Origin of the sequence: Micromonospora sp. WMMA1923 (assembly GCF_049179195.1) — a bacterium.
Classification (GTDB): domain Bacteria; phylum Actinomycetota; class Actinomycetes; order Mycobacteriales; family Micromonosporaceae; genus Micromonospora; species Micromonospora yangpuensis.
Genome location: NZ_JBMHLZ010000001.1, coordinates 5,712,172 through 5,732,717 on the forward strand (window position 1 = coordinate 5,712,172; position 20,546 = coordinate 5,732,717).

A 20,546-nucleotide genomic window follows, 5' to 3' on the forward strand; every position below is an offset into this window, starting at 1 on the left:
ATGCCGGGACCGACCGAGTCAGCCAGTTTCACCGTTGCGCCTCTCGCCTTCGCCGGGGGGTCGAGCCGGTGCCCGCCCCCGGGGTCACGGCACCGCCCATCGCGTCCTGCCCCGGACCGCCCTCCGGGTCGTCGACGAGCCCGTCCCGCCCGAGCAGGTACTGCTCCACGAGGTGGTTCCAGTCACAGCCGAGGCACACCTCCACCACGAAGACCTGGAACTCACGCAACGTCATCGCCAGCGCGGGCAGCTCGTCCCGGGTGCGGGCCTGGCCGGCGGACTGCTTGAGCTCGTCGCCGTAAATGTAGTGGACGTGCGTGAGGTTCTCACTACGGCAGATCGGGCAGCGCTCCTCGGTGGACTCGCCGTGGAAGCGCGCGGCGTTCTTCAGATACGGCGAGGCGTCACAGACGTCGTACGTGCCGACCCGCCCGGCGAGGAGCTCACGCAGCACCGCCCGCTTCTGGAGCGAGTAGTCGACCACCTGGCGAGACCCACGCATGCGGCAAAGGGTACGCGGTCCGGACCGACGAGGCGACCACGGTAACGATGCGTGAGCGTGACACGCCGAAATCCGGGGTTTGCCCTACCCACCGCGAGGGGCTACGGTACCGATGTATCGGCCCGATACATCGAGGCGGGCACCGATACCGGTGAACGTCCAGGGGTGTGGGTGGGAAGGGGAGGCGCGTGCTCGAGCTCGCCATCCTCGGCCTCCTCCAGGAAGCCCCGATGCACGGATACGAGCTGCGCAAGGAGCTCACCGCGAAGCTCGGCGCCATCCGGGCGGCGATCAGCTACGGCTCGCTCTACCCGACGCTGCGCCGGTTGCAGACGGCGGGTTGGATCACCGAAGCCGCCGAGACGCCCGCGACGGCAGACGAGGTCCCCGCGCTGACCAGCCGGCGCGGGCGGGTGGTCTACGAGATCACCGCGGAGGGCAAGGAACGCTTCGCCGAGCTGATCGGGCAGGCCGGCCCCGAGACGTACGACGACACCGGCTTCGGCGTGCACTTCGCGTTCTTCGCCCGCACCGACCAGGCGACCCGGCTCCGCATCCTGGAGGGCCGCCGCCGCAAGATCGAGGAACGTCGTGAAGGCCTTCGCGACGTGCTCGGTCGGGCTGCCGAGCGGCTCGACGCGTACACCCTGGAACTTCAACGCCACGGCCTGGATGCCTGTGAGCGTGAGGTCCGCTGGCTGGAGGAGCTCATCGCCAACGAGCGCTCCGGCCGCGCACCGGCAGCCCCCGACCCGGGGACCGCCGGTGTTCGACGAGATGATCCCAACCCGCCCCCGCCTGGCGAGTCCAGGACAGAGCGGCCGTGATGAAGAAGAAGGAGGCAGACGCTATGGGCTCCGTCCGCGTCGCCATCGTCGGTGTGGGTAACTGCGCCTCGTCCCTGGTCCAGGGCGTGGAGTACTACCGCGACGCCGACCCGAACGACCGCGTTCCGGGTCTCATGCACGTCACCTTCGGCGACTACCACGTCTCGGACGTGGAGTTCGTGGCGGCGTTCGACGTGGACGCCAAGAAGGTGGGCATGGACCTCGCGGAGGCGATCATCGCCAGCGAGAACAACACCATCAAGCTCTGCGACGTACCGCCGACCGGCGTCAGCGTGCAGCGCGGCCCGACCTTCGACGGTCTGGGCCAGTACTACCGGGAGATCGTCCAGGAGTCCGGCGCCGAGCCGGTCGACGTGGCGCAGGCGCTGCGCGACGCCCAGGTCGACGTGGTCGTCTCCTACCTGCCGGTCGGCTCCGAGCAGGCCGACAAGTTCTACGCCCAGGCCGCGATCGACGCCGGTTGCGCGTTCGTCAACGCCCTGCCGGTCTTCATCGCCTCCGACCCGGAGTGGGCGCAGAAGTTCACCGACGCCGGCCTGCCGATCGTCGGCGACGACATCAAGAGCCAGGTCGGCGCCACCATCGTGCACCGCGCCCTGGCGAAGCTCTTCGAGGACCGCGGCGTCGAGCTGCTGCGCACGTACCAGCTCAACTTCGGCGGCAACATGGACTTCATGAACATGCTGGAGCGCAACCGCCTGGTCTCGAAGAAGATCTCGAAGACCCAGTCGGTCACCTCGCAGATCCCGCACGAGATGAGCAAGAGCGACGTGCACATCGGCCCGTCGGACCACGTGCCGTGGCTCGACGACCGCAAGTGGGCGTACATCCGCCTGGAGGGCCGCTCCTTCGGTGACACCCCGCTCAACGCGGAGCTGAAGCTGGAGGTGTGGGACTCGCCGAACTCGGCAGGTGTCATCATCGACGCCGTCCGGGCCGCGAAGATCGCCCTGGACCGCAAGATCGGTGGCCCGATCCTCTCGGCCTCCTCCTACTTCATGAAGTCCCCCCCGGTGCAGTACGCCGACCACGAGGCGCACGCCGCCGTCGAGGGCTTCATCACCGGCGAGGTCGAGCGCTGACCCGCTGAACACCAGCAGCACCGCCGAGGGCCGGGTCCGCGTGGACCCGGCCCTCGCCGTCGGTCACTCCGACATCTCCAGGTACGGCGACAGCCGCATGGCCAGTTCCTCAACCGAGTCGACCTCGCCACTGGTCAACGCATCGGTGAGGGCCATCCGGTCCTTGGCGGGCATGTTCAACAACATGTCGGCCCGTTCCAGGCAGACGTCCAGCGCCGTCCAGGCAAGGCTGGCGTTCCACAGGTCGAGCGGACGCCAGACCATGATCCCGTGCAGGAGGGCTGCTACCTGGTTCAACAGCTCGGGGTAGACCCGGCCGTCCAACAGACGTGCGTGAGGACGGGCGGCAGCGGCGACGAGGATCCCCCCGTCCCGCACCACGGTTCGTGAGGCCGTGCAACTGGAGAGCAGGAGCAGCAGGTCTTCGGCGTCGGGCCAGGCTCGCGTCACCGGTCCCCCAACATCTCGTAGAACTCTGCGTTCCGCTCACGAACCCGCCTAGCGGCCTGGCGGGTCCACTCGTTGCGCGCCTGGCGGTCGAGGTACTCCTGGATGGCCAGCTCGACGGTCTTGTGCATCGAGCGATGCTCAGCCTCGGCCAGCTCACGGAGCCGCTGTTCGATTTCGGGCTTGAGCGTCAGGGTGAAGGCCATACCACTTTTGTATAGCTCTTCAGGGGGCGCGTCAACCACGCTTGGCACTACCTCTTCCTCCTTGTTGATCGATCATGAGCTGCCCGGGTGTTGATCCGAGCACGGCCGCCGGCAGGCCGCATACCGACCAACGGCAGGGCAGCGAGGCCGGACGCGGAGACATGAGAACCAGATGTGTAACCGCCGCCCCGCCCGTCGAGCTGGTACACGTCCAGCCAGCACCAACCGTCGTAGGTGACCAGGTCTTCGCGGACCCGGATCACCCGAGCCAGGAACGGCCGACTGGCAAACTGGATGCCGGCCGCCCGGGTCACCTGCACCACCTCGCCGGCCCTCACCACCCGTACCGCCGCCAGGCCCGGATCCGGGCCCGCGCCACCTCGACCGCCGGGCACCAGCCGACGCAACAGGCCTGACACCTGTGGTGCCGGTGGAATTCGAGCACCCGCCAGGCGGAGTGGACCAGACCGGGAAGCCGCCGCCCGGTCACCACCGCGACCTGGCCGCCCGGCCGACGGGATCGCCGCTGGGCACCCGCCCCGACTCGCGCGCCGGCCGCGGCTCGCGCACCCGCCCCGGCTCGCGCACCCGCCCCGGCTCGCGCGCCCGCCCCGGCTCGCGCGCCGGCCGCCAGCGAAGCAGGGCCACCAGGCGAGACGCCGGCACCGCCCCGGGCAGCACCGGCAGCCCCAGCTCGACAAGCCGGTCGGCCGCCGCGTTGGCCGGCCGGCACGGCCCCGGCACGCGGGCAGATCCGGCACGAGCCACCCCGGTCGGGTACGTGCGCGGCGATGATCTCGTGTGCGGCACGGCTCTCTCCAACCGCGCCCGACTCTCGTGCAGCCCCATCGACGGCGTACCCCTCGCAGGATGGGGCGGACGCGCGGCCCGGCACCGCCGCGAGGGGGATTCGCGGCGGGGACCACGCGCCCGCCCGGCTCGACGCCCGGGTGCGCTGTCGGGTCCGCGCACCCAGGCCCACAACCGAGGGGGTACGCACCACGCACGCGCGCCGGTGCCCGCTCCTGACGGGTACGGCGTGGTAGACAGTCGGGGAGTCGTTCCCCGGGACGCCGTCCAGCGTGATGTGTCTCCCGTTCGGCTCGTTGCCGGACCGGGGTGGGCAATGCCGCCAAGCCGACCCACCCCGGTCCGTCCTACCTCGACCACTGATCACCTTCGGTAACCACAGCCACACGCAGACAGATGGTGCCGAACGAACATACGTTCACGCTTCGCGCGCAATGGCTCGGCGTCAGCACCCGCAGCGGCAACGGCAGCGCCAACTGCGTCGAAGCCGGGCCGGTGCTCGACGGCAGCGGCCGGTTCGCCGTACGCGACAGCAAGGACCGCACCGGCCCCACCCTGCTCTTCCCCGCAGCCGACTGGACCACCTTCCTCAGCAGCCTCCCTACCCCACCTGCCTAGCCAGCGGTTGCCGATCCACCAGGCAACAGGCCGGGCCGGGGCGGGGCGGGGCGGGGCGGGGCGGGGCGGGGCGGGAAAGCCCTTCCGGCGTGAGAAGGGTGCCCTTCTATACCGAAAGCGTTAACAGGGGGCCCTTTCTTACCCGTCAGGACCAGGCGCGGCGGAGGGCGACGCCGGCTTCGAGTTCCAGGAGCTTCACCTTGCGGGGTAGGCCGCCACCGAAGCCGACCAGCTTCCCGCCCGCACCGACGATCCGGTGGCAGGGGACGATCACCGGCACCGGATTGCGGTTGCAGGCGACCCCGACCGCCCGCGCGGCCCCTGGATCGCCGAGGGCCCTGGCCACCTGGCCGTAGGTAAGCGTCTCCCCGTACGGAATCAGGGTCATCTCCCGCCAGACCGCCCGCTCGAACTCCGAGCCCCGGCGCAGCACCACCGGCACGGTGAACTCGGTCAGCTCTCCCGCGAAGTACGCCCGCAGCTCACCGACCGCCTGCCGATCCAGCTCGGCATCGGGGGCCTCCACCGCCGAGGGCACCCGGCCGAAGTGCGCTCCGCACACCCCGCCGGAGTCGGTAGCCACCGAGAACTCACCGATCGGTGAGTCGACCACGATCCAGCGCATGCGCCCATAGTTCCCGGTCCCGCCGGCACAGCTGCAGGCAGTCCCATCACGGCGGCCTTACGGGGCCTGACGAACCTCCTCGCCAACCTCGGCGCGTCGCAGAACGTCGTGCCGACGCCGGTCACCGAGAACGCACCGATCGAAAAGTCGAGCACGATCCGACGCGCCCCAGCATCTTCCCCGACCACCGCCACCAACGGTTATGGGGAGATCTGTGGCTGCCATAGCAACCACAGATCTCCCCAAAGGCCCGGTTGGCGCGAATGCCACGCGCATCGGTCCCGGAAAGATCGACTACTTCCGGGCTGAGCCACTCAGTCCCGCTGGCGGGCCTGTCCCCGCGTAAGAAGGGGCCCCTTCTATACCGGAAGCGTTAACAAGGGACCCTTCCTTACATCAGGCGGCGGAGAAGTAGAACTTTTCGCCGTTGCCGAGGCCCAGGGTCTCGCTTTCCCAGTTGATGTTGCGGCTGGAGATGAGCTGGCTGGTGCCGGCGCTGCCGGCGGTGACGGCCTGCACATCGATGTAGGCCCGCACGTAGACGGTGCCGTCCGGGTTGTAGTCCAGGAAGTCGAAGACCTGCCAGTCACCGATGGAGGTGCTCCGGGCCACCAGCGGCTTGCTGCCGGCGCTCTCCGCGGTGACGTACTTGCCGTTGGAGAGGGCCTTCAGGGCGAAGTAGCCGCCGTCGAGGTTGACCACCTCGAACTTCTCCCAGGTGCTCACGCTGGTCTTGCTGGGGATCAGCGGGGACTTGCCGGCGCTGGGCGTGGTGACGAACTTGTTGCTGGCCCGGGACTTGATGCTGACCACCGGCGCCGGGGCGTCGAGGTCGAACTTCTCCCAGGTGCTGATGCTGGTCTTGCTGGCGATCAGCGGGGACTTGCCGGCACTGGGCGTGGTCACGTACTTGCCGTTGACCGTGGCCTTGAGGCTGACCGTACCGTCGGTGTTGTGGACGAGCTGGAACTTCTCCCAGCCGCCGATCGCCGACGCCTTGGCCAGCAGCGGGCCGGTGCCCTTGCTCTGTGCGGTGACGAACTTGCCGTTGGCCTTGGCGCGCAGGCCCACCAGCCCACCGCCGGCGTCGACGATGTCGTACTTCTCCCAGCCGCCGAGCACGCCGGCCTTGGCCAGCAGGGGCTGGGTGCCCTTGCTCTGCGCGGTCACGTAGGCCCCGTTGGAGCGGGCCTTCAGGCCGAAGGAGCTGCGGGCCACCGAGTTCTTGCCGACCCGCAGCATCCGGTCGATCGAACCGTAGCTGTCGTGCACGGCGCCGGCCGAACCGTTGGTGACGATCGCGTCCCGGACCTGCTTCGGGGTGAGGGCCTTGTTCGCCTGCAGCAGCAGGGCCGCGGCCCCGGCCACGTGCGGCGACGCCATCGAGGTGCCGTTGAAGGCGATGCTGCCGCTGCTGGTGCCGGCCTTGGCCGAGACGATGCTCGCCCCGGGGGCGAAGATGTCCAGGCAGCTGCCGTAGTTGGAGAACCAGGCCCGGTAGTCGATCCGGTCGGTGGCTCCCACGGTGATGGCCGCCGGAACGGCCGCCGGGGAGACCTCGCAGGCGTTCTGCATGCTGTTGCCGGCCGCGACGGCGTAGGTCAGGCCACTTGAGATGGACCGGTTGACCGCGTCGTCGACGGCCATGTTGATGCCGCCGAAGCCGAGGCTCATGTTGACCACGGCCGGCTTGGCCGCGTTGGCGGTCACCCAGTCGACGGCAGCGAGGATCTGCTCGCTGGAGCCGCTGCCGTAGCAGTCCAGCACCCGGACGGCGACCAGGTCGACCTCCTTGGCCACCCCGTACTTCGTGCCGCCGACGGTGCCGGCGACGTGGGTGCCGTGCCCGTCGCAGTCCTCGGCGATCGGGTCGTCGTCGACGAAGTCCCAGCCGTTGACGGCCCGACCACCGAAGTCGGCGTGCTTGACGTCGATACCGGTGTCGATGACGTACGCGGTGACGCCCTTGCCGGTGGCCGAGTAGGAGTAGGAGTTGTTCAGCTTCGGGGTCACCTGGTCGATCCGGTCCAGCCCCCAGGAGGGCGGGCTGGGCTGGCTGGCCGAGGCGGTGGCCCGCTGGACCTGCTCGACGTAGGCCACGGCCGGGTCGGCCGCGACCTGCTGGGCCTGCCGCCGGGTCATGGCGGCGGAGTAGCCGTTCAGGGCCTTGGTGTAGACCTTGCGGACCTTGCCGCCGTTGGCCCTGGTCAGGGCCGAGGCGGTGGAGCGGACCGTGGTGGCACTCGCCTTGCCCTTGAGCACGACGATGTACCGGTCCGGCACGGCACCCGGGTGTTCGGTGCCGCGCACGGGTGCCCGCTGACTGTCGCCCGGGGCCGCCAGCGCGGCGGATCCGGTGACGGCGCAGGCGACGGAGGTAGCGCAGACGAGGGCGAGCCCGGCCGCCGCAGAGCGGCCTATCACGCCACGACGTATCACTGTGTGAACTCCCCGTTGGGTCGTCGGCGTCCATCCTGGCCGCCGAGGAGCGAATGGCCCGGCCGGGCGAAGACTCGCGAGGGGGCCGGGTTGATCCTGCACCATCATGGATGGTGGTCAACGGATTTCGGCTCAGCCGAACGGTCGATACGCCAGCGTTTCGTCGTCACATTCACGACACCGCCGGGAAGGACGGTCCACACCGGACCGGTCAGTCGAGGATGCCCTGCTCGCGGGCCCAGCGCAGCAGCTCCGCCTCGGCCGCGTCGCGGTCCAGCGGGCCGTGTTCCAGGCGCTGTTCCTTCAGGTGCTTCCAGGCCCGTCCGACCATCGGCCCCGGCGGTACGCCGAGCAGCGCCATGATGTCGTTGCCGTCCAGGTCGGGGCGGACCCGGGCGAGGTCCTCCTCGGCGGCGATCCGGGCGATCCGCTCCTCCAGCGCGTCGTAGTCGCCGGCCAGTTGGGCGGCCTTGCGCCGGTTGCGGGTGGTGCAGTCCGAGCGGGTCAGCTTGTGCAGCCGGGTCAGCAGGTCACCGGCGTCGGTGACGTACCGGCGCACCGCCGAGTCGGTCCACTCGCCCCGGCCGTACCCGTAGAAGCGCAGGTGCAGGCCGACCAGCTTGACCACCTGGCTGGTGACGTCCTTGGGGTAGCGCAACGCCTTCATCCGGGCCTTGGTCAGCCGGGCCCCCACCACCTCGTGGTGGTGGAAGCTGACCCGGCCGTCCGGGCCGACCGCCTTGGTCGCCGGCTTGCCCACGTCGTGCATGAGCGCGGCCATCCGCAGCACGAAGTCGGGCCCGTCGGACTCCATCGAGATCGCGTTGCCGACCACGGTCAGGGTGTGCTCGTAGACGTCCTTGTGCTGGGCGTGCTCGTCGATCTCCAGCTTGAGCCCGGTCAGCTCGGGCAGGAAACGCTCGGCCAGGCCGGTGTCGACAAGCAGCCGCAGCCCGGTGATCGGGTCCGCGCCGCAGAGCAGCTTGGTGAACTCGTCGCGGATCCGCTCGGCGGTGATCCGGTCCAGGTCGGCGGCCATCCGGGTCATCGCCGTCCGGACGTCGGGGTGCACCGCGAAGCGCAGCTGGGCGGCGAACCGCGCCGCCCGCAGCATCCGCAGCGGGTCGTCGCCGAAGGACTCCCGCGGCGTTCCGGGGGTACGGACGAGCTTGGCGGCCAGGTCGTCCAACCCGCCGTACGGGTCGGTGAACCGGTGCTCGGGCAGGCTCACCGCCATCGCGTTGACGGTGAAGTCCCGCCGCCGCAGGTCGTCGGCGAGGCTCGTGCCGTACTCGACCACCGGGTTCCGGCTGACCTGGTCGTACGCCTCGGCCCGGAAGGTGGTGATCTCCAGTCGCAGCCCGTCGCGCTGGGCCCCGATGGTGCCGAACTCCCGACCGGTCTCCCAGATCGCCTCGGCCCAGCCCTTGATGATCCGCAGCGTCTGGTCGGGGTGCGCGTCGGTGCAGAAGTCCAGGTCGTCGCCGAGCCGGCCGAGCAGCGCGTCCCGGACCGAACCGCCCACCAGGTGCAGCTCATGACCGGCCCGCGCGAACCGGCGGCCCAGCTCGTCGGCGACCGGGGAGACCCGGAGCAGTTCGGCGACGGCGTTGCGCTGCGCGGCGGTGAGATCGCGACGGTCGGTGACGGGGGGTACGGAGGCCTCGGACATGGGATCGCCAGACTATCGGGCGGCCGACCGCGGATATCCGCCGGGCGCGGGTAACCGCTACCGATTGACTAAGGTCTTGGGCGTGCGGGCCGGGACCCGGGCCGTGGAGAACCTGGGAGGCGACAGATGAGCGGCGGGCTCTACCGCAGCGCGAACTCCGCGCAGGGTGGCTGGCCGCCGCCGGACGACGGCGCGACCTTCATCTCCGCCGAGCCGTTGAACCAGCCCGGGGTGGAGGCGACCGCGCCGCCGCCGGAGGTGGTCGCCGAGACCAGCGCCGCCGCCAACAGCGCGGTGATGGCGCTGGGCAGCCTGGTCAGCCGGGGTACCGGCTTCATCCGGAACCTGATGATCGGCGCCGCGCTGGGCAACCTGGTGGGCAACGTCTACACCACGTCGATCTTCCTGCCCAACCAGGTGTACGAGTTCCTCCTCGGCGGCGTGCTGACCAGCGTGCTGATCCCGGTGCTGGTCCGGCGCAGCAAGTCCGACCCGGACCGGGGCGAGGCGTACGCCCAGCGGCTGCTCACCCTGGCGGTGCTCGCCCTGGCCAGCGCGGTCCTCATCGCGGTCCTCGCGGCACCGGTGCTGACCAGCCTGTACGCCGGCGGCAAGGACCAGGACTACACCGGCCTGGTCACCAAGCTGTCGTACCTGATGTTGCCGATGTTGTTCTTCACCGGGTTGAGCGCGCTGATCGCCGCGGTGCTGAACACCCGGGGGCACTTCGCCGCGCCGATGTGGGCGCCGATCCTCAACAACCTGGTGGTCATCGGGGTCTTCGGCCTCTACATCGTGGTCTACGGCGCGCAGGCGCAGAGCCCCGGTGACCTGGGCTGGGGGCAGATCCTGCTGGTCGGCGGCGGCACCCTGTTCGGGGTGGCGGTGCAGGCGATGGGCCTGTTGCCGGCGCTGCGCAAGGTCGGCTTCCGGTGGAAGGCCCGGTTCGACTTCCGTCAGCTGGGCCTCGCCGAGTTGGCCAAGCTCGGCGCGTGGATGTTCTGCTATGTCGCGGTCAACCAGCTCGGCCTCTTCGTGGTGGTCAACCTGCTCACCCGGGCCGCCGACGAGGACAGCGCCGGTCTGCTGATCTACAACAACGTCTTCCTGCTGATGATGATGGCGCACGGCATCATCGCCGTGTCGATCATCACCGCGTTGATGCCCCGGATGAGCGCCGCCGCCGCCGACGGCCGTTTCCACGACCTGACCGCCGACCTGTCCCGGGGTACCCGGATGGTCACCGCGGTGCTCGCCCCGATCGCGGTCTGTTACGCGGTGCTGGCCGCGCCGATCTCGGTGGTGGTCTTCCGGTACGGCGCGTTCACCGGCGACAACGCGGTGGCCACCTCGACCGTGCTGCTGGTGGCGGCGGTCGGGCTGGTCCCCTTCGCGATCAGCCAGCTCTTCACCTTCGCCTTCTACGCCCTGCCGGACACCCGGACCCCGGCGCTGGTGAACATCCCGGTGGTGGTGCTGCGGGTGCTGCTGCAGGTCGGGCTCTTCGTGGCCTTCTCGGCCACCTTCGCGGCGGCCGGCATGATGCTCGGCAACGCGGTGTCGTACGTGGCGGCGGCGGTGCTCTCCGCGATGCTGCTGCGCCCCCGGGTGGGCCGGATCGGGCTCGGCGACATCATGCGAACCATGGGCAAGGTGGTCGTCGCCGCCGTCGGCGCGGCCCTGGTCGGTCTGCTGGTGGTCAGCCTGCTCCCCGGTGACCGGGCGGAGCTGAGCTGGCTGGCGGCGGCGGCGCAGCTCGCGATCGGCGGCGCGGTGATCGGCGGGACGTACCTCGGTCTGGCGATGCTGCTGCGGATCGGGGAGATCACCGAGGTGGTCGGCATGGTCCGCCGGAAGCTCGGTCGCTGAGTCCGCCGTCGGTGCCGGCGGTGACACGCCCAGGTGCGAAACTTTCCTCCGGTACGGAACGTGAGCAACGATCACCAGCCTGGGGATGAGCCTGTGGATAACTCCGCGATTCGCGGGTGAACCACCCTTTCAGCCTGTGGATAACTAACCGTAAGGTTGAGCATGGGGGGACCGTCGGTGGGAATCTGGAGGACGTCGCCGGGGCAGCCCCTGCGTCGACTCCCCGCCGGGAACCTCTAGATTGGTTGGTACATGTGCCAGCAACGCGGCTGACATCGGCCGTAACCGGACGAGATCCCCAGCTTCCGACACCCTGCCGGGTACGGCCGAAAGATGACATGTCGGAGGGCCGACCAACCCGGGTAAGGTCGCTCTCGACGGATACGGCACACCCCGGCGCTCCGCGTCGACCCGGTCGGCCGGTTCCATCGAAGGCAGAGCGGAAAGCCACATGCCCAGCAGCGCGGGTCCATCGATCGACACGATCACCGAGGGAGGACGGGTGACCCAGGTCGGCGAGGGTCAGGATACGGCGGAGAGCGCACCGCCGGTCGCCACCTTCGGTGCTCCCACAGCCGGTGAGATTCTCGCCGAGCGGTACGAGCTGGTCGAGCACATCAACAACGACAGTGCGGGCCGGCTGGTCTGGCGCGGGGTCGACGTCATCCTGCGCCGGCCGGTCGCGGTCGTGCTGCGCTACCCCGGCGGCGACTCGGCCACCGAGATGCTGCAGGCCGCCGTCGCCGCCAGCCGGGTCATCCACCCCAACCTGGTAGGCGTCTACGACGCCATCGACGAGGCCGACCGGGCGTACGTGGTCCGCGAGTGGGTGGACGGCCAGTCGCTGCGGGAGCTGGTGGCCCACGGGCCGCTGGACCCGGCGCGGGCCACCGCCATCGGCAACGCCGTGGCCAGTGCGATGGCCGCGGTGCACGCCACCGGCATGGTGCACGGCAACGTGCACCCCGGCACCGTCATGATCAGCGATGACGGCCGGGTGGTGCTGGCGGACGCGCGCACCGACGGCGGGGACAGCCAGGAGAACGACATCCGGGCCATCGGCGGGGTGCTCTACTTCGCCCTGACCGGCCACTGGCCGCACGCCGAGGTTCCGCTGCGGGGTGCCACCGCCGGGCACGGCCGGGCCGCCATCGGCGACGCGGTGCGCGACGCCAGCGGCACGCTCGCCGCGCCACGGCAGGTCCGGGCCGGCGTGCCGGCGTACCTCGACGACCTGACCATGGACCTGCTCGACCCGGCGATCGAGCCGCCCTCGTCGGACGTGCTCGCCGCCGAACTGGCCCGTCTGGACATCCCCGGCGAGGAGCAGTTCCTGGAGCCGACCGGGCCGCTGCGCTTCGCCGCCGACACCGGCGAGGAGCCCTCACCGCTGGCCGCCGCCGGTGGCCGCAAGGTCGCCGTCGGCATCGCCGGCGTGCTCACCGTCGCCCTGGTGGCGATCCTCGTCGGCATCAGCGTCTGGGGCGGTGACGAGCAGCAGGACCCGGAGAACACCCCGGCGGCCCTGCCCTCGGCAAGCGCCCCGGTGGCCGAGGACACCACCCCGCCGGCGGCCCAGGTCCGCAAGCTCGACATCGCCGGCGCCCGGGTCATCGACCCGGACAGCCGGGACCGGCTCGGGCTCGACGGCGTCGAGAAGGCGTACGACGGCGACCAGGACGAGGGCTGGGCCACCCAGACCTATCGTGGGGCACCGAACTTCGGCGGCTACAAGCGCGGCATGGGTGTCTGGATCGACCTCGGCACCGAGCGCACCGTCAAGTCGGTCCAGGTCAACCTCTCCGCCGTCGGCGTCTCCGCCCAACTGCTCTCCGGCACGATCGACGCGCCGTCGACCAACGCCGGCGACGACCGGATCATCAAGGAGTACGCCAAGGCCCCGATCGGGCAGCCGTTCGAGGACCACGACGGCACCACGATGACCTTCAACGGCTTCGACGCCGACGCCAAGTACCGCTACCTGCTGTTCTGGATCACCGAGCTGCCGCCCACCGACGGCGGCTTCAAGGTCGGCGTCCAGGAGATCACGGTCCAGGGGTCGTGACCGGGGCGGGACGCGGCTCCGACGTACCCCGGGTGTGACGATGGCCGGCGGCGAGCGGACCTCCGGGCCGGCGACGAACGTCACCGGCCCGGTGACCACCGGCCCGCCACCGGTCCAGGCCCCGGCGGTACCGGAGGTCTCCGACCTCGACCTGCTGCACGCCCACGTCGCCGGCGACCGGCACGCCTTCACCGAGCTGTTCCAGCGGCACCGTGACCGGCTCTGGGCGGTGGCGGTGCGTACCGCCGGTGACCGGGAGGAGGCCGCCGACGCGTTGCAGGACGCGATGCTGTCGGCCCACCGCGCGGCGGCCGGGTTCCGGGGCGACTCGGCCGTGACGACCTGGCTGCACCGGATCGTGGTGAACGCCTGCCTGGACCGGATCCGGCGCCGCAAGGCCCATCCCACGGTGCCGCTGCCGGACGGGTTCCGTCCGGACGAGGACGGCCGGGTTACCGGCGGCGTCGAGCCGGTCGCCCCCGCGCCGGACCACGACACCGCGTTGGTGGTCCGCCAGGCGCTGGCCGAGTTGCCGGTGGAGCAACGCGCCGCGCTCGTCCTGGTCGACGTGCAGGGCTACCCGGTCGCCGAGGTGGCCCGGATCCTCGGCGTGGCCGAGGGCACGGTCAAGAGCCGGTGTGCCCGGGGGCGGGCCCGGCTGGCGGTACGGCTCGGACACCTGCGACCCACCTCGGGCGGCGCCCGCCAGACCGCGGAGAGCGCCCGTGAGACGGCAGACAGCGGCCGCCCCACCTCGGGCAGCGACCGCCCCACCTCGGGCAGTGGTGCCACCACTGGTCCGGTCGGCGTGCCACCGGTCACGCCAGGGAACCGTCGAGCCGTGGACGGCGTCGGATCGGCGTCGGGGCGTTCCCGACGCGACCCCATGCGGGAGGAATCGTGACGGCCGGGGAGTTCCGGGAGGTCGACCTCGACCTGCTCGCCGACTACCTCGGCGGCGCGCTGGACGGCACCCCGGACGAGTCCGTCGTCGCCCGGCTGGTCGCCGAGGACCCGGCCTGGGGTGCCACGTATCAGCGGCTCTCCGCCGCCCTGCCCGCGGTCCGGGCCGACCTGGTCGACTGGAGTGCGTCCACCCCGGCGCTGCCGGCAGCGGTAGCCGACCGGATCACCGCCGCGCTCGTCGCCCAGCCGCCGTTGAGCGCCGAGCCGCGACCGACCGTTCAGGAGCCGCTCACCGCCCAGGAACCGCTCACCGTCGAGGAGCCCGTCGCCGCCCAGCCGCCGCTCGGTGCGGCCGCTGCCGCAGGGCCACTCGCCGGGGTGGGTGAGCGGCGACGGCAGCCGCCCGCTCCCCGGTCGGCGGACGGCTCCGGCGGCTCCGGCGGCTCCGGCGGCTTGAGTGGTCCGGGCGGCCCAGGTAGCTCGGGCGGCTCGACCGGGCCCGGTCGACGACGGCGGCGGTGGGCCCGGATCGCCGGTCCGGTCGCGGTCGCCGCGGCGTCGCTCGCGGTCGTCGGCCTCGGTGTCGACGGGTGGGTCACCGGTGGTGACGACCGGGCGGCGGACACGGCGCTGAGCGAGACCGCCCCGGAGGCGGCCGGGCCGATGGCCGCGATGCCCTTCACCCTCACCGCCGTACCCGGGTTGAGCAGCGGTGTCGACCACACGGCCGAGACGCTGGCGGCCGGTGGCCTGGCCCCGGCCGTACCCCGGCAGTTCGGCACCCACGCGGACGGGCCCGCACGCGGCACGGACGGCCCGGACCGGGCCACCGAAGAGCAGCGACGGCAGGTCCCGGCCGCCCTGGCCCGGCTCACCGACCGGCCGGCGTTGGACGCCTGCCTGGCCGGGATCGCCGGCGCACACGGCAGCTCGCCGATCGTCGTCCAGGTGCTCGACTACGCCACCTTCGAGCGGCAGCCGGCGCTGGTCGTGGAGTTCGTCGACGCCCGGGGTGCCCGGTGGGCCTGGGCCAGCGGCCCGCGCTGCGGCCTCGACGGCTCCGGCGCGGACACCCGCTACCAGGCACGGGTAGGGTGAGGTCGCGGTCATCGGTGCGGGCGACGGTGACCGCACACGTGACGGAACCCACCGGCTGACCGGTTCGGGAATTCCCGGTTCGTGCGATGACGTTCTGCAAGTCAGCGCCGGCGCCGCTGAACCCGTCGGCACCCGGATCGCCATCGTCCCGGCGGCAGGTCGGAACGGACGGCGACAACACACATCAGGAGACGGCAGTGGAAGAGGTCCGAAACCTCATCATCATCGGCTCCGGGCCAGCCGGTTACACGGCGGCGGTCTACGCCGCCCGCGCCAACCTCAATCCTCTGGTCATCGAGGGCTCGCAGTCCGGCGGCGCGCTGATGACCACCACCGAGGTGGAGAACTTCCCCGGCTTCGCCGACGGCATCCTCGGCCCCGAGCTGATGGACAACATGCGCAAGCAGGCCGAGCGGTTCGGTGCGGAGTTCCTCACCGACGACGTGACCCGGGTCGAGCTGGTCGACACCGGCACCCCGGGCTCCGACGCGGCCAGCACGGTCTGGGTGGGCGAGAGCACGTACCGGGCCCGCGCTGTCATCCTCACCACCGGTTCCGCCTGGCGGCCCCTCGGCGTGCCGGGCGAGCAGGAGTACCTCGGCCACGGCGTGTCGTCCTGTGCCACCTGTGACGGCTTCTTCTTCCGCAACCAGAACATCATCGTCGTCGGTGGTGGTGACTCGGCGATGGAGGAGGCCAGCTTCCTGACCCGGTTCGCCGAGTCGGTCACCATCGTGCACCGGCGTGACTCGTTCCGGGCCAGCAAGATCATGGCCGAGCGGGCGTTGAGCAACGAGAAGATCAAGGTGGAGTGGAACTCGGTGGTCGAGGAGATCCTCGGCGCCGACGGCAAGGTGACCGGGGCCCGCATCCGCAACGCGCACACCGGCGAGAGCAAGGTGCTGGACGTGACGGGGGTCTTCGTGGCCATCGGCCACGACCCGCGCAGCGAACTCTTCCGTGGTCAGGTGGAGCTCGACGACGAGGGGTACGTGAAGGTCGACGCCCCCGGCACCCGCACCAACGTGCCAGGCGTCTTCGCCGCCGGTGACCTGGTCGACCACACCTACCGACAGGCGATCACCGCCGCCGGCACGGGCTGCGCCGCCGCCCTCGACGCCGAGCGCTTCATCGCCACCCTGAGCTGAGAGAAACCGAACACTTCCCGGAGGAGGGTCATAGTGGGAACGACCAAGGCGGTCACCGACGCCAGTTTCGCCAGTGACGTGCTGAAGTCCGACAAGCCGGTACTTGTGGACTTCTGGGCCGAGTGGTGCGGGCCGTGCCGGAAGGTCTCGCCGCTGCTGGAGGAGATCGCGGGCGAGATGGCCGACCAGGTCACCATCGTCAAGCTCAACATCGACGAGAACCCGGAGACCGCACGGGCCTACCGGGTGATGTCGGTGCCGACCCTCACCGTCTTCAAGGGCGGCGAGCCGGTCCAGTCGATCGCCGGGGCCAAGCCCAAGGGCGAACTGGTCAGGCTGATCCAGTCCGCGCTCTGACCCCACCTGCCACGAACCCCGTCACCCCGGGAGGGTGACGGGGTTCGGTGCGTCCGGGCCCGGATCCCGTCGGGGCCGTTCCCGCCGGCCCGCGCGGGCCCGGGCCTGGTCACGGCAACCGACCGCGCAGGGTCAACAGCCACGGTACGCTCCGTAGGCAGCCGTGAAGAGGCATGCCCTTCGTCGACCTACCGGTCGTTCGGCAGCGGTCAGGCTGGTCAGCATCCGCACAGAGGGGGTCGTGCGTGCGTCCGATCCGACCCGGTGACCGGGGAGCCGCGGTGCGGGAGATCCGGTCCGTGCTGACCGGGCTCGACCTGCTCGCCCCCTCCGACGGGCGCAACTGCGACGAGTTCGACCTCGACACCGAGCGCGCGGTGCGGGCCTTCCAGCAGTCCCGGGGGCTCAGCGTCGACGGGCGGATCGGCGAGGAGACCTGGCGGGCGTTGGACGCGGCGCGCTGGCGACTCGGTGCCCGTACCCTCTATCACGCCGTTCCCGAGCCGTTGACCGGCGAGGACGTCCGCTCCCTGCAGGAGCGTCTGCTGGAGATGGGTTACGACGCGGGCCGCGCGGACGCCATCTACGGGCTGCGCACCGCCCGCGCGGTGGCCCAGTTCCAGCGCGAGGTGGGGCTGAAACCGGACGGATCGTGCGGGCCGCACACCATGGGCGCGCTGCGCAGACTGGGCCGCAAGGTGGTCGGTGGTCGGCCGCAGTGGTTGCGCGAGTCCGACGCCATCCGGCAGTCCGGTCCCACCCTGGTCGGCCGGACCGTCGTCATCGACCCGGGGCACGGCGGTACGGACCCCGGCGTGGTGGTGCCGGACGGCCCGTTGCGCTGGACCGAGGCCGACCTCGTGCACGATCTCGCCAGCCGGCTGGAGGGCCGGCTCGCCGCCTCCGGGGTACGGGTGCAGCTGACCCGGGGGCCGGCTCCGCTGGCCTGCCTGCCGGACACCGACCGGGTGCAACTGGCCAACTCCCTCGGTGCGGACGTCTTCATCTCGTTGCACACCGACCGGCACGTCAACCCGGTGGCCGAGGGGGTGGCCACCTACCACTACGGCACCGACAACGGCGTGACCTCGGCGACCGGGGAACGCCTCGCCGGCCTGGTGCAGCGGGAGATCGTGGCCCGTACCGGTCTGCGGGACTGCCGGACCCACGCCAAGGCCTGGGACCTGCTGCGGTTGACCCGGATGCCGGCGGTACGCGTCGAGGTCGGCTACCTGACCTCCCCGACCGACCGGAGCCGACTGGTCGACAGCCGCTTCCGGGACCGGGTCGCCGAGGCGATCGTGGCCGCCGTACAGCGGATGTACCTGCCGATCGAACGGGACGTACCGACCGGCTCGATCGACGTCAGCGAGCTGCGCGCGGTCATCGCCGCCGGTACGGCGGCGCGCTGAGCAGAGCCGCCGGTGCCGCAGCGCGGTGAGCAGAGCCGCCGGGGCTGTAGCGCGGTGAGCAGAGCCGCCGGGGCTGTAGCGCGGTGAGCAGAGCCGCCGGGGCTGTAGCGCGGGACCCGGCCGCCGGCAGGGGTCGACTTGCGCGGGGGCGCTCAGTTCGGGGTGGAGCGGGTGGCCGGCGCCGGACGTACCGGGCGCAGGAGCGTCTCCGGGCTCATCGAGCCGAGCAGTTTCTCCAGCGCGTACTCGACGTCGGACTTCCAGCTCAGCGCGGTGCGCAACTCCAGCCGCAGGCGCGGATAGCGCGGGTGCGGCCGGACCGTCTTGAAGCCCACCGAGAGGAAGAAGTCCGCCGGAGCCAGGCAGCCACCGCCCCGGTCGCCGTCGTCGTCACCGAACTTCGCGTCACCGAACGCCTCGATGGCCTTGATCCCCCGCTTGGTCAGGTCACGGGCGACGCCCTGCACCAGCATCCGGCCCAGCCCGCCGCCGGCGAAGGCGGCCACCACGTGCGCGGTCATCAGCAACGCCGCGTCGGCCGAGACCGGGGAGGTGGGGAACGCCATCGACCGCGGCACGTAGGCCGGGGGCGCGTACATCACGAAACCGGCGGGCATCCCGTCGACGTAGACGAGCTTTCCGCAGGAGCCCCACTCCAGCAGGGTCTGCGAGACCCAGGCCTCCTTCTCCAGCCCCGGGTCACCGGCCGCGCGGGCCCGATCGGCGGAAACCGGGTCGAGCTCCCAGTGGACGCACTGCCGGCACGGCGTGGGCAGGTCCTCCAGGGTGTCGAGGGTCAAGCTGACCAGACGTCGCGACATTGACGTATCCCCACAATAGGCTCGGAGAGGAGGCTCCGGCCCCGGCATCCGCGTGCGGATGCCAATCACGCAACGTTGCCGCCGCTGTCGGGGCCCCGACAGGCGATGGTACGCCGTCGACGGACGGTACGGGAGGGGACGCGCGAAGCTGGGAGCCCGGTCCGGGATGTGGGCGGACTACCGGTCCTACCACATCCTCGGCCGGCTGGGGACTACGATCGACCAACCGGTGTCCGTGCCGCCATGGTCGCCGGTCGGCGGGGTATCCCAGAGCGGGAGCTACCCGAGACGCGATCGAGGTGATGTCATGACCGGCACGACGCTCGACGACTACACCGACCGGTACGCCCGGCGGGTCCGGGGCATGACCGCCTCGGAGATCCGGGCACTCTTCGCGGTGGCCAGCCGGCCCGAGGTGGTTTCCCTGGCCGGCGGCGCCCCCTACATCGCCGCGCTGCCGTTGGACGCGGTCGGCGAGATGCTCGGCAAGCTCGGCTCGGAACACGGCACCACCACCCTGCAGTACGGCATCGGCCAGGGCACCCTGGAGCTGCGGGAGCGGATCTGCGAGGTGATGTCGCTCTCCGGCATCGACGCCGCCTGTGGCGCCTCCCCGGACGACGTGGTGGTGACCGTCGGCGGGCAACAGGCCCTCGACCTGGTGGCCCGGCTCTTCCTCGACCCGGGTGACGTGGTGCTCGCCGAGGGGCCGACCTACGTCGGCGCACTCGGGGTGTTCCAGGCCGCCCAGGCCCAGGTGGTGCACGTGCCGATGGACGGCGACGGGCTGGTCCCGGAGGCGCTGGAGGCGGCCATCGCCGAGCTGGCCCGCGCCGGCCGGCGGGTCAAGTTCCTCTACACCATCCCGACGTACCAGAACCCGGCCGGCGTGACGCTCAGCGACGAGCGCCGGGAACGGGTGCTCGACATCTGTGAGCGGGCCGGGCTGCTGGTGGTGGAGGACGACCCGTACGGGCAGCTGGGTTTCGAGGGGGACGCGCCGCGGCCGTTGCGGGCCCGCCGCCGCGAGGGGGTCTTCTACCTCAGCACCTTCTCCAAGACCTTCGCCCCGGGTCTGCGGGTGGGCTGGATCCTGGCCCCGCACGCGGTGCGGGACAAGCTGGTGATCGCCAGCGAGGCGCAGATCCTCTGCCCCAGTGGGTACGCGCAGGCGGCGGTGACCACCTACCTGGCCACGATGCCCTGGCGGGAACAGCTCAAGGTCTACCGGGAGGTCTACCGGGAGCGGCGGGACGCCCTGCTGACCTCGCTGGCCGACCTGATGCCGGCGGGCACGACCTGGACCCGACCGGCTGGTGGGCTCTTCGTCTGGGCGACCCTGCCGGAGGGGCTCGACGCCAAGGCCATGATGCCCCGGGCCATCGCCGCGCGGGTGGCCTACGTGCCGGGCACCGGTTTCTACGCCGACGGCAGCGGCACCGGCAACATGCGGCTCAACTTCTCCTTCCCGTCGCCGGAACGGATCCGGGAGGGGGTCCGCCGGCTCGCCTCGGTGATGGAGCAGGACATCGCGATGCGCCGGGTCTTCGGCACGGTCGGCGACGCCGGTCCGCGCCGGAGGCAGGCCGGCGCGGACACCCCCGGCCCCGACTTGGCATGA

Annotated in this window: 19 protein-coding genes; 11 read left to right on the top strand and 8 right to left on the bottom strand. The window is 71.3% G+C overall.

Features of this window, described 5'->3' with window-relative positions; genetic code table 11:
• Positions 1 to 28: 28 nt before the first annotated feature.
• Complete coding sequence (locus tag ACN28G_RS25980; protein ID WP_091432411.1) at positions 29 to 502, bottom strand: DUF5318 domain-containing protein; 474 nt, start codon at positions 500 to 502, stop codon at positions 29 to 31.
• Between the two features lie 188 nt (positions 503 to 690).
• Here ACN28G_RS25980 and ACN28G_RS25985 point away from each other — a divergent pair, with 188 nt between their 5' ends.
• Positions 691 to 1,329 (top strand): PadR family transcriptional regulator, encoded by a 639-nt coding sequence (locus ACN28G_RS25985; protein WP_091432413.1) that lies wholly within the window; start codon positions 691 to 693, stop codon positions 1,327 to 1,329.
• 23 nt (positions 1,330 to 1,352) lie between these two features.
• On the top strand, positions 1,353 to 2,432 hold the full coding sequence (locus ACN28G_RS25990) for an inositol-3-phosphate synthase (RefSeq protein WP_091432416.1): 1,080 nt from the start codon (positions 1,353 to 1,355) through the stop codon (positions 2,430 to 2,432).
• A gap of 63 nt (positions 2,433 to 2,495) precedes the next feature.
• Here ACN28G_RS25990 and ACN28G_RS25995 read toward each other — a convergent pair whose 3' ends face one another.
• From ACN28G_RS25995 to ACN28G_RS26005, 3 genes are all read right to left on the bottom strand, one after another.
• Positions 2,496 to 2,882: a hypothetical protein gene (locus ACN28G_RS25995; protein ID WP_421480544.1), complete on the bottom strand. Its 387-nt coding sequence runs from the start codon at positions 2,880 to 2,882 to the stop codon at positions 2,496 to 2,498.
• Positions 2,879 to 3,085, bottom strand: coding sequence for a ribbon-helix-helix protein, CopG family (locus tag ACN28G_RS26000; protein WP_091432422.1), 207 nt, complete (start codon positions 3,083 to 3,085; stop codon positions 2,879 to 2,881). The genes ACN28G_RS25995 and ACN28G_RS26000 overlap by 4 nt, the downstream gene beginning before the upstream one ends.
• Before the next feature lie 486 nt (positions 3,086 to 3,571).
• On the bottom strand, positions 3,572 to 3,829 hold the full coding sequence (locus tag ACN28G_RS26005; RefSeq protein WP_421480545.1) for a hypothetical protein: 258 nt from the start codon (positions 3,827 to 3,829) through the stop codon (positions 3,572 to 3,574).
• A 465-nt stretch (positions 3,830 to 4,294) separates the two neighbouring features.
• On the opposite strand from ACN28G_RS26005, the gene ACN28G_RS26010 reads away from it, so the two are divergent.
• Positions 4,295 to 4,513 carry a DUF397 domain-containing protein gene (locus ACN28G_RS26010; protein ID WP_421480546.1) on the top strand — a complete coding sequence of 73 codons (219 nt, stop codon included), beginning with the start codon at positions 4,295 to 4,297 and terminating at the stop codon, positions 4,511 to 4,513.
• A gap of 145 nt (positions 4,514 to 4,658) precedes the next feature.
• On the opposite strand, the gene ACN28G_RS26015 is transcribed toward ACN28G_RS26010, so the two are convergent.
• The 3 genes from ACN28G_RS26015 to ACN28G_RS26025 all read right to left on the bottom strand — a co-directional run bounded on the left by ACN28G_RS26015 (position 4,659) and on the right by ACN28G_RS26025 (position 9,249).
• A complete protein-coding gene (locus ACN28G_RS26015; protein WP_091432435.1) occupies positions 4,659 to 5,138 on the bottom strand; it encodes a methylated-DNA--[protein]-cysteine S-methyltransferase in 480 nt (159 codons plus the stop codon).
• Positions 5,139 to 5,534: 396 nt separating this feature from the next.
• A complete protein-coding gene (locus ACN28G_RS26020) occupies positions 5,535 to 7,562 on the bottom strand; it encodes a S8 family serine peptidase (RefSeq protein ID WP_421480547.1) in 2,028 nt (675 codons plus the stop codon).
• 226 nt (positions 7,563 to 7,788) lie between these two features.
• Complete coding sequence (locus tag ACN28G_RS26025; RefSeq protein WP_091432439.1) at positions 7,789 to 9,249, bottom strand: CCA tRNA nucleotidyltransferase; 1,461 nt, start codon at positions 9,247 to 9,249, stop codon at positions 7,789 to 7,791.
• Between the two features lie 126 nt (positions 9,250 to 9,375).
• Between ACN28G_RS26025 and murJ the strand changes: the two genes are divergently transcribed.
• The 7 genes from murJ (at position 9,376) to ACN28G_RS26060 (ending at position 18,104) form a co-directional block, all read left to right on the top strand.
• Positions 9,376 to 11,118, top strand: a complete 1,743-nt coding sequence (gene murJ, locus ACN28G_RS26030; protein ID WP_091432442.1) for a murein biosynthesis integral membrane protein MurJ — start codon at positions 9,376 to 9,378, stop codon at positions 11,116 to 11,118.
• A 451-nt stretch (positions 11,119 to 11,569) separates the two neighbouring features.
• Positions 11,570 to 13,183 carry a protein kinase family protein gene (locus tag ACN28G_RS26035; RefSeq protein WP_091432445.1) on the top strand — a complete coding sequence of 538 codons (1,614 nt, stop codon included), beginning with the start codon at positions 11,570 to 11,572 and terminating at the stop codon, positions 13,181 to 13,183.
• A 40-nt stretch (positions 13,184 to 13,223) separates the two neighbouring features.
• Positions 13,224 to 14,087 carry an RNA polymerase sigma factor SigM gene (gene sigM / locus ACN28G_RS26040; protein WP_421480548.1) on the top strand — a complete coding sequence of 288 codons (864 nt, stop codon included), beginning with the start codon at positions 13,224 to 13,226 and terminating at the stop codon, positions 14,085 to 14,087.
• Positions 14,084 to 15,187 carry a hypothetical protein gene (locus ACN28G_RS26045; RefSeq protein WP_421480549.1) on the top strand — a complete coding sequence of 368 codons (1,104 nt, stop codon included), beginning with the start codon at positions 14,084 to 14,086 and terminating at the stop codon, positions 15,185 to 15,187. Before sigM ends, ACN28G_RS26045 begins: the two co-directional genes overlap by 4 nt.
• A 197-nt stretch (positions 15,188 to 15,384) precedes the next feature.
• Positions 15,385 to 16,335 carry a thioredoxin-disulfide reductase gene (gene trxB / locus ACN28G_RS26050; RefSeq protein ID WP_091432451.1) on the top strand — a complete coding sequence of 317 codons (951 nt, stop codon included), beginning with the start codon at positions 15,385 to 15,387 and terminating at the stop codon, positions 16,333 to 16,335.
• A gap of 33 nt (positions 16,336 to 16,368) precedes the next feature.
• Complete coding sequence (gene trxA / locus ACN28G_RS26055; protein ID WP_091432453.1) at positions 16,369 to 16,692, top strand: thioredoxin; 324 nt, start codon at positions 16,369 to 16,371, stop codon at positions 16,690 to 16,692.
• 245 nt (positions 16,693 to 16,937) lie between these two features.
• On the top strand, positions 16,938 to 18,104 hold the full coding sequence (locus tag ACN28G_RS26060; RefSeq protein WP_091432457.1) for an N-acetylmuramoyl-L-alanine amidase: 1,167 nt from the start codon (positions 16,938 to 16,940) through the stop codon (positions 18,102 to 18,104).
• 152 nt (positions 18,105 to 18,256) lie between these two features.
• Here ACN28G_RS26060 and ACN28G_RS26065 read toward each other — a convergent pair whose 3' ends face one another.
• Positions 18,257 to 18,925, bottom strand: a complete 669-nt coding sequence (locus ACN28G_RS26065; protein WP_091432460.1) for a GNAT family N-acetyltransferase — start codon at positions 18,923 to 18,925, stop codon at positions 18,257 to 18,259.
• Positions 18,926 to 19,232: 307 nt separating this feature from the next.
• Here ACN28G_RS26065 and ACN28G_RS26070 point away from each other — a divergent pair, with 307 nt between their 5' ends.
• A complete protein-coding gene (locus ACN28G_RS26070; RefSeq protein WP_091432463.1) occupies positions 19,233 to 20,546 on the top strand; it encodes a PLP-dependent aminotransferase family protein in 1,314 nt (437 codons plus the stop codon).

What these genes read in the sequence shown, in the direction of transcription:
- ACN28G_RS25990 (WP_091432416.1), top strand. Translation starts at nt 1,353, where the DNA reads ATGGGCTCCGTCCGCGTCGCCATCGTCGGTGTGGGTAACTGCGCCTCG.
- sigM (WP_421480548.1), top strand. Translation starts at nt 13,224, where the DNA reads ATGGCCGGCGGCGAGCGGACCTCCGGGCCGGCGACGAACGTCACCGGC.
- ACN28G_RS26065 (WP_091432460.1), bottom strand. Translation starts at nt 18,925, where the DNA reads ATGTCGCGACGTCTGGTCAGCTTGACCCTCGACACCCTGGAGGACCTG.
- murJ (WP_091432442.1), top strand. Translation starts at nt 9,376, where the DNA reads ATGAGCGGCGGGCTCTACCGCAGCGCGAACTCCGCGCAGGGTGGCTGG.
- ACN28G_RS26000 (WP_091432422.1), bottom strand. Translation starts at nt 3,085, where the DNA reads ATGGCCTTCACCCTGACGCTCAAGCCCGAAATCGAACAGCGGCTCCGT.
- ACN28G_RS26070 (WP_091432463.1), top strand. Translation starts at nt 19,233, where the DNA reads ATGACCGGCACGACGCTCGACGACTACACCGACCGGTACGCCCGGCGG.
- ACN28G_RS26025 (WP_091432439.1), bottom strand. Translation starts at nt 9,249, where the DNA reads ATGTCCGAGGCCTCCGTACCCCCCGTCACCGACCGTCGCGATCTCACC.
- ACN28G_RS26035 (WP_091432445.1), top strand. Translation starts at nt 11,570, where the DNA reads ATGCCCAGCAGCGCGGGTCCATCGATCGACACGATCACCGAGGGAGGA.
- ACN28G_RS26015 (WP_091432435.1), bottom strand. Translation starts at nt 5,138, where the DNA reads ATGCGCTGGATCGTGGTCGACTCACCGATCGGTGAGTTCTCGGTGGCT.
- ACN28G_RS25980 (WP_091432411.1), bottom strand. Translation starts at nt 502, where the DNA reads ATGCGTGGGTCTCGCCAGGTGGTCGACTACTCGCTCCAGAAGCGGGCG.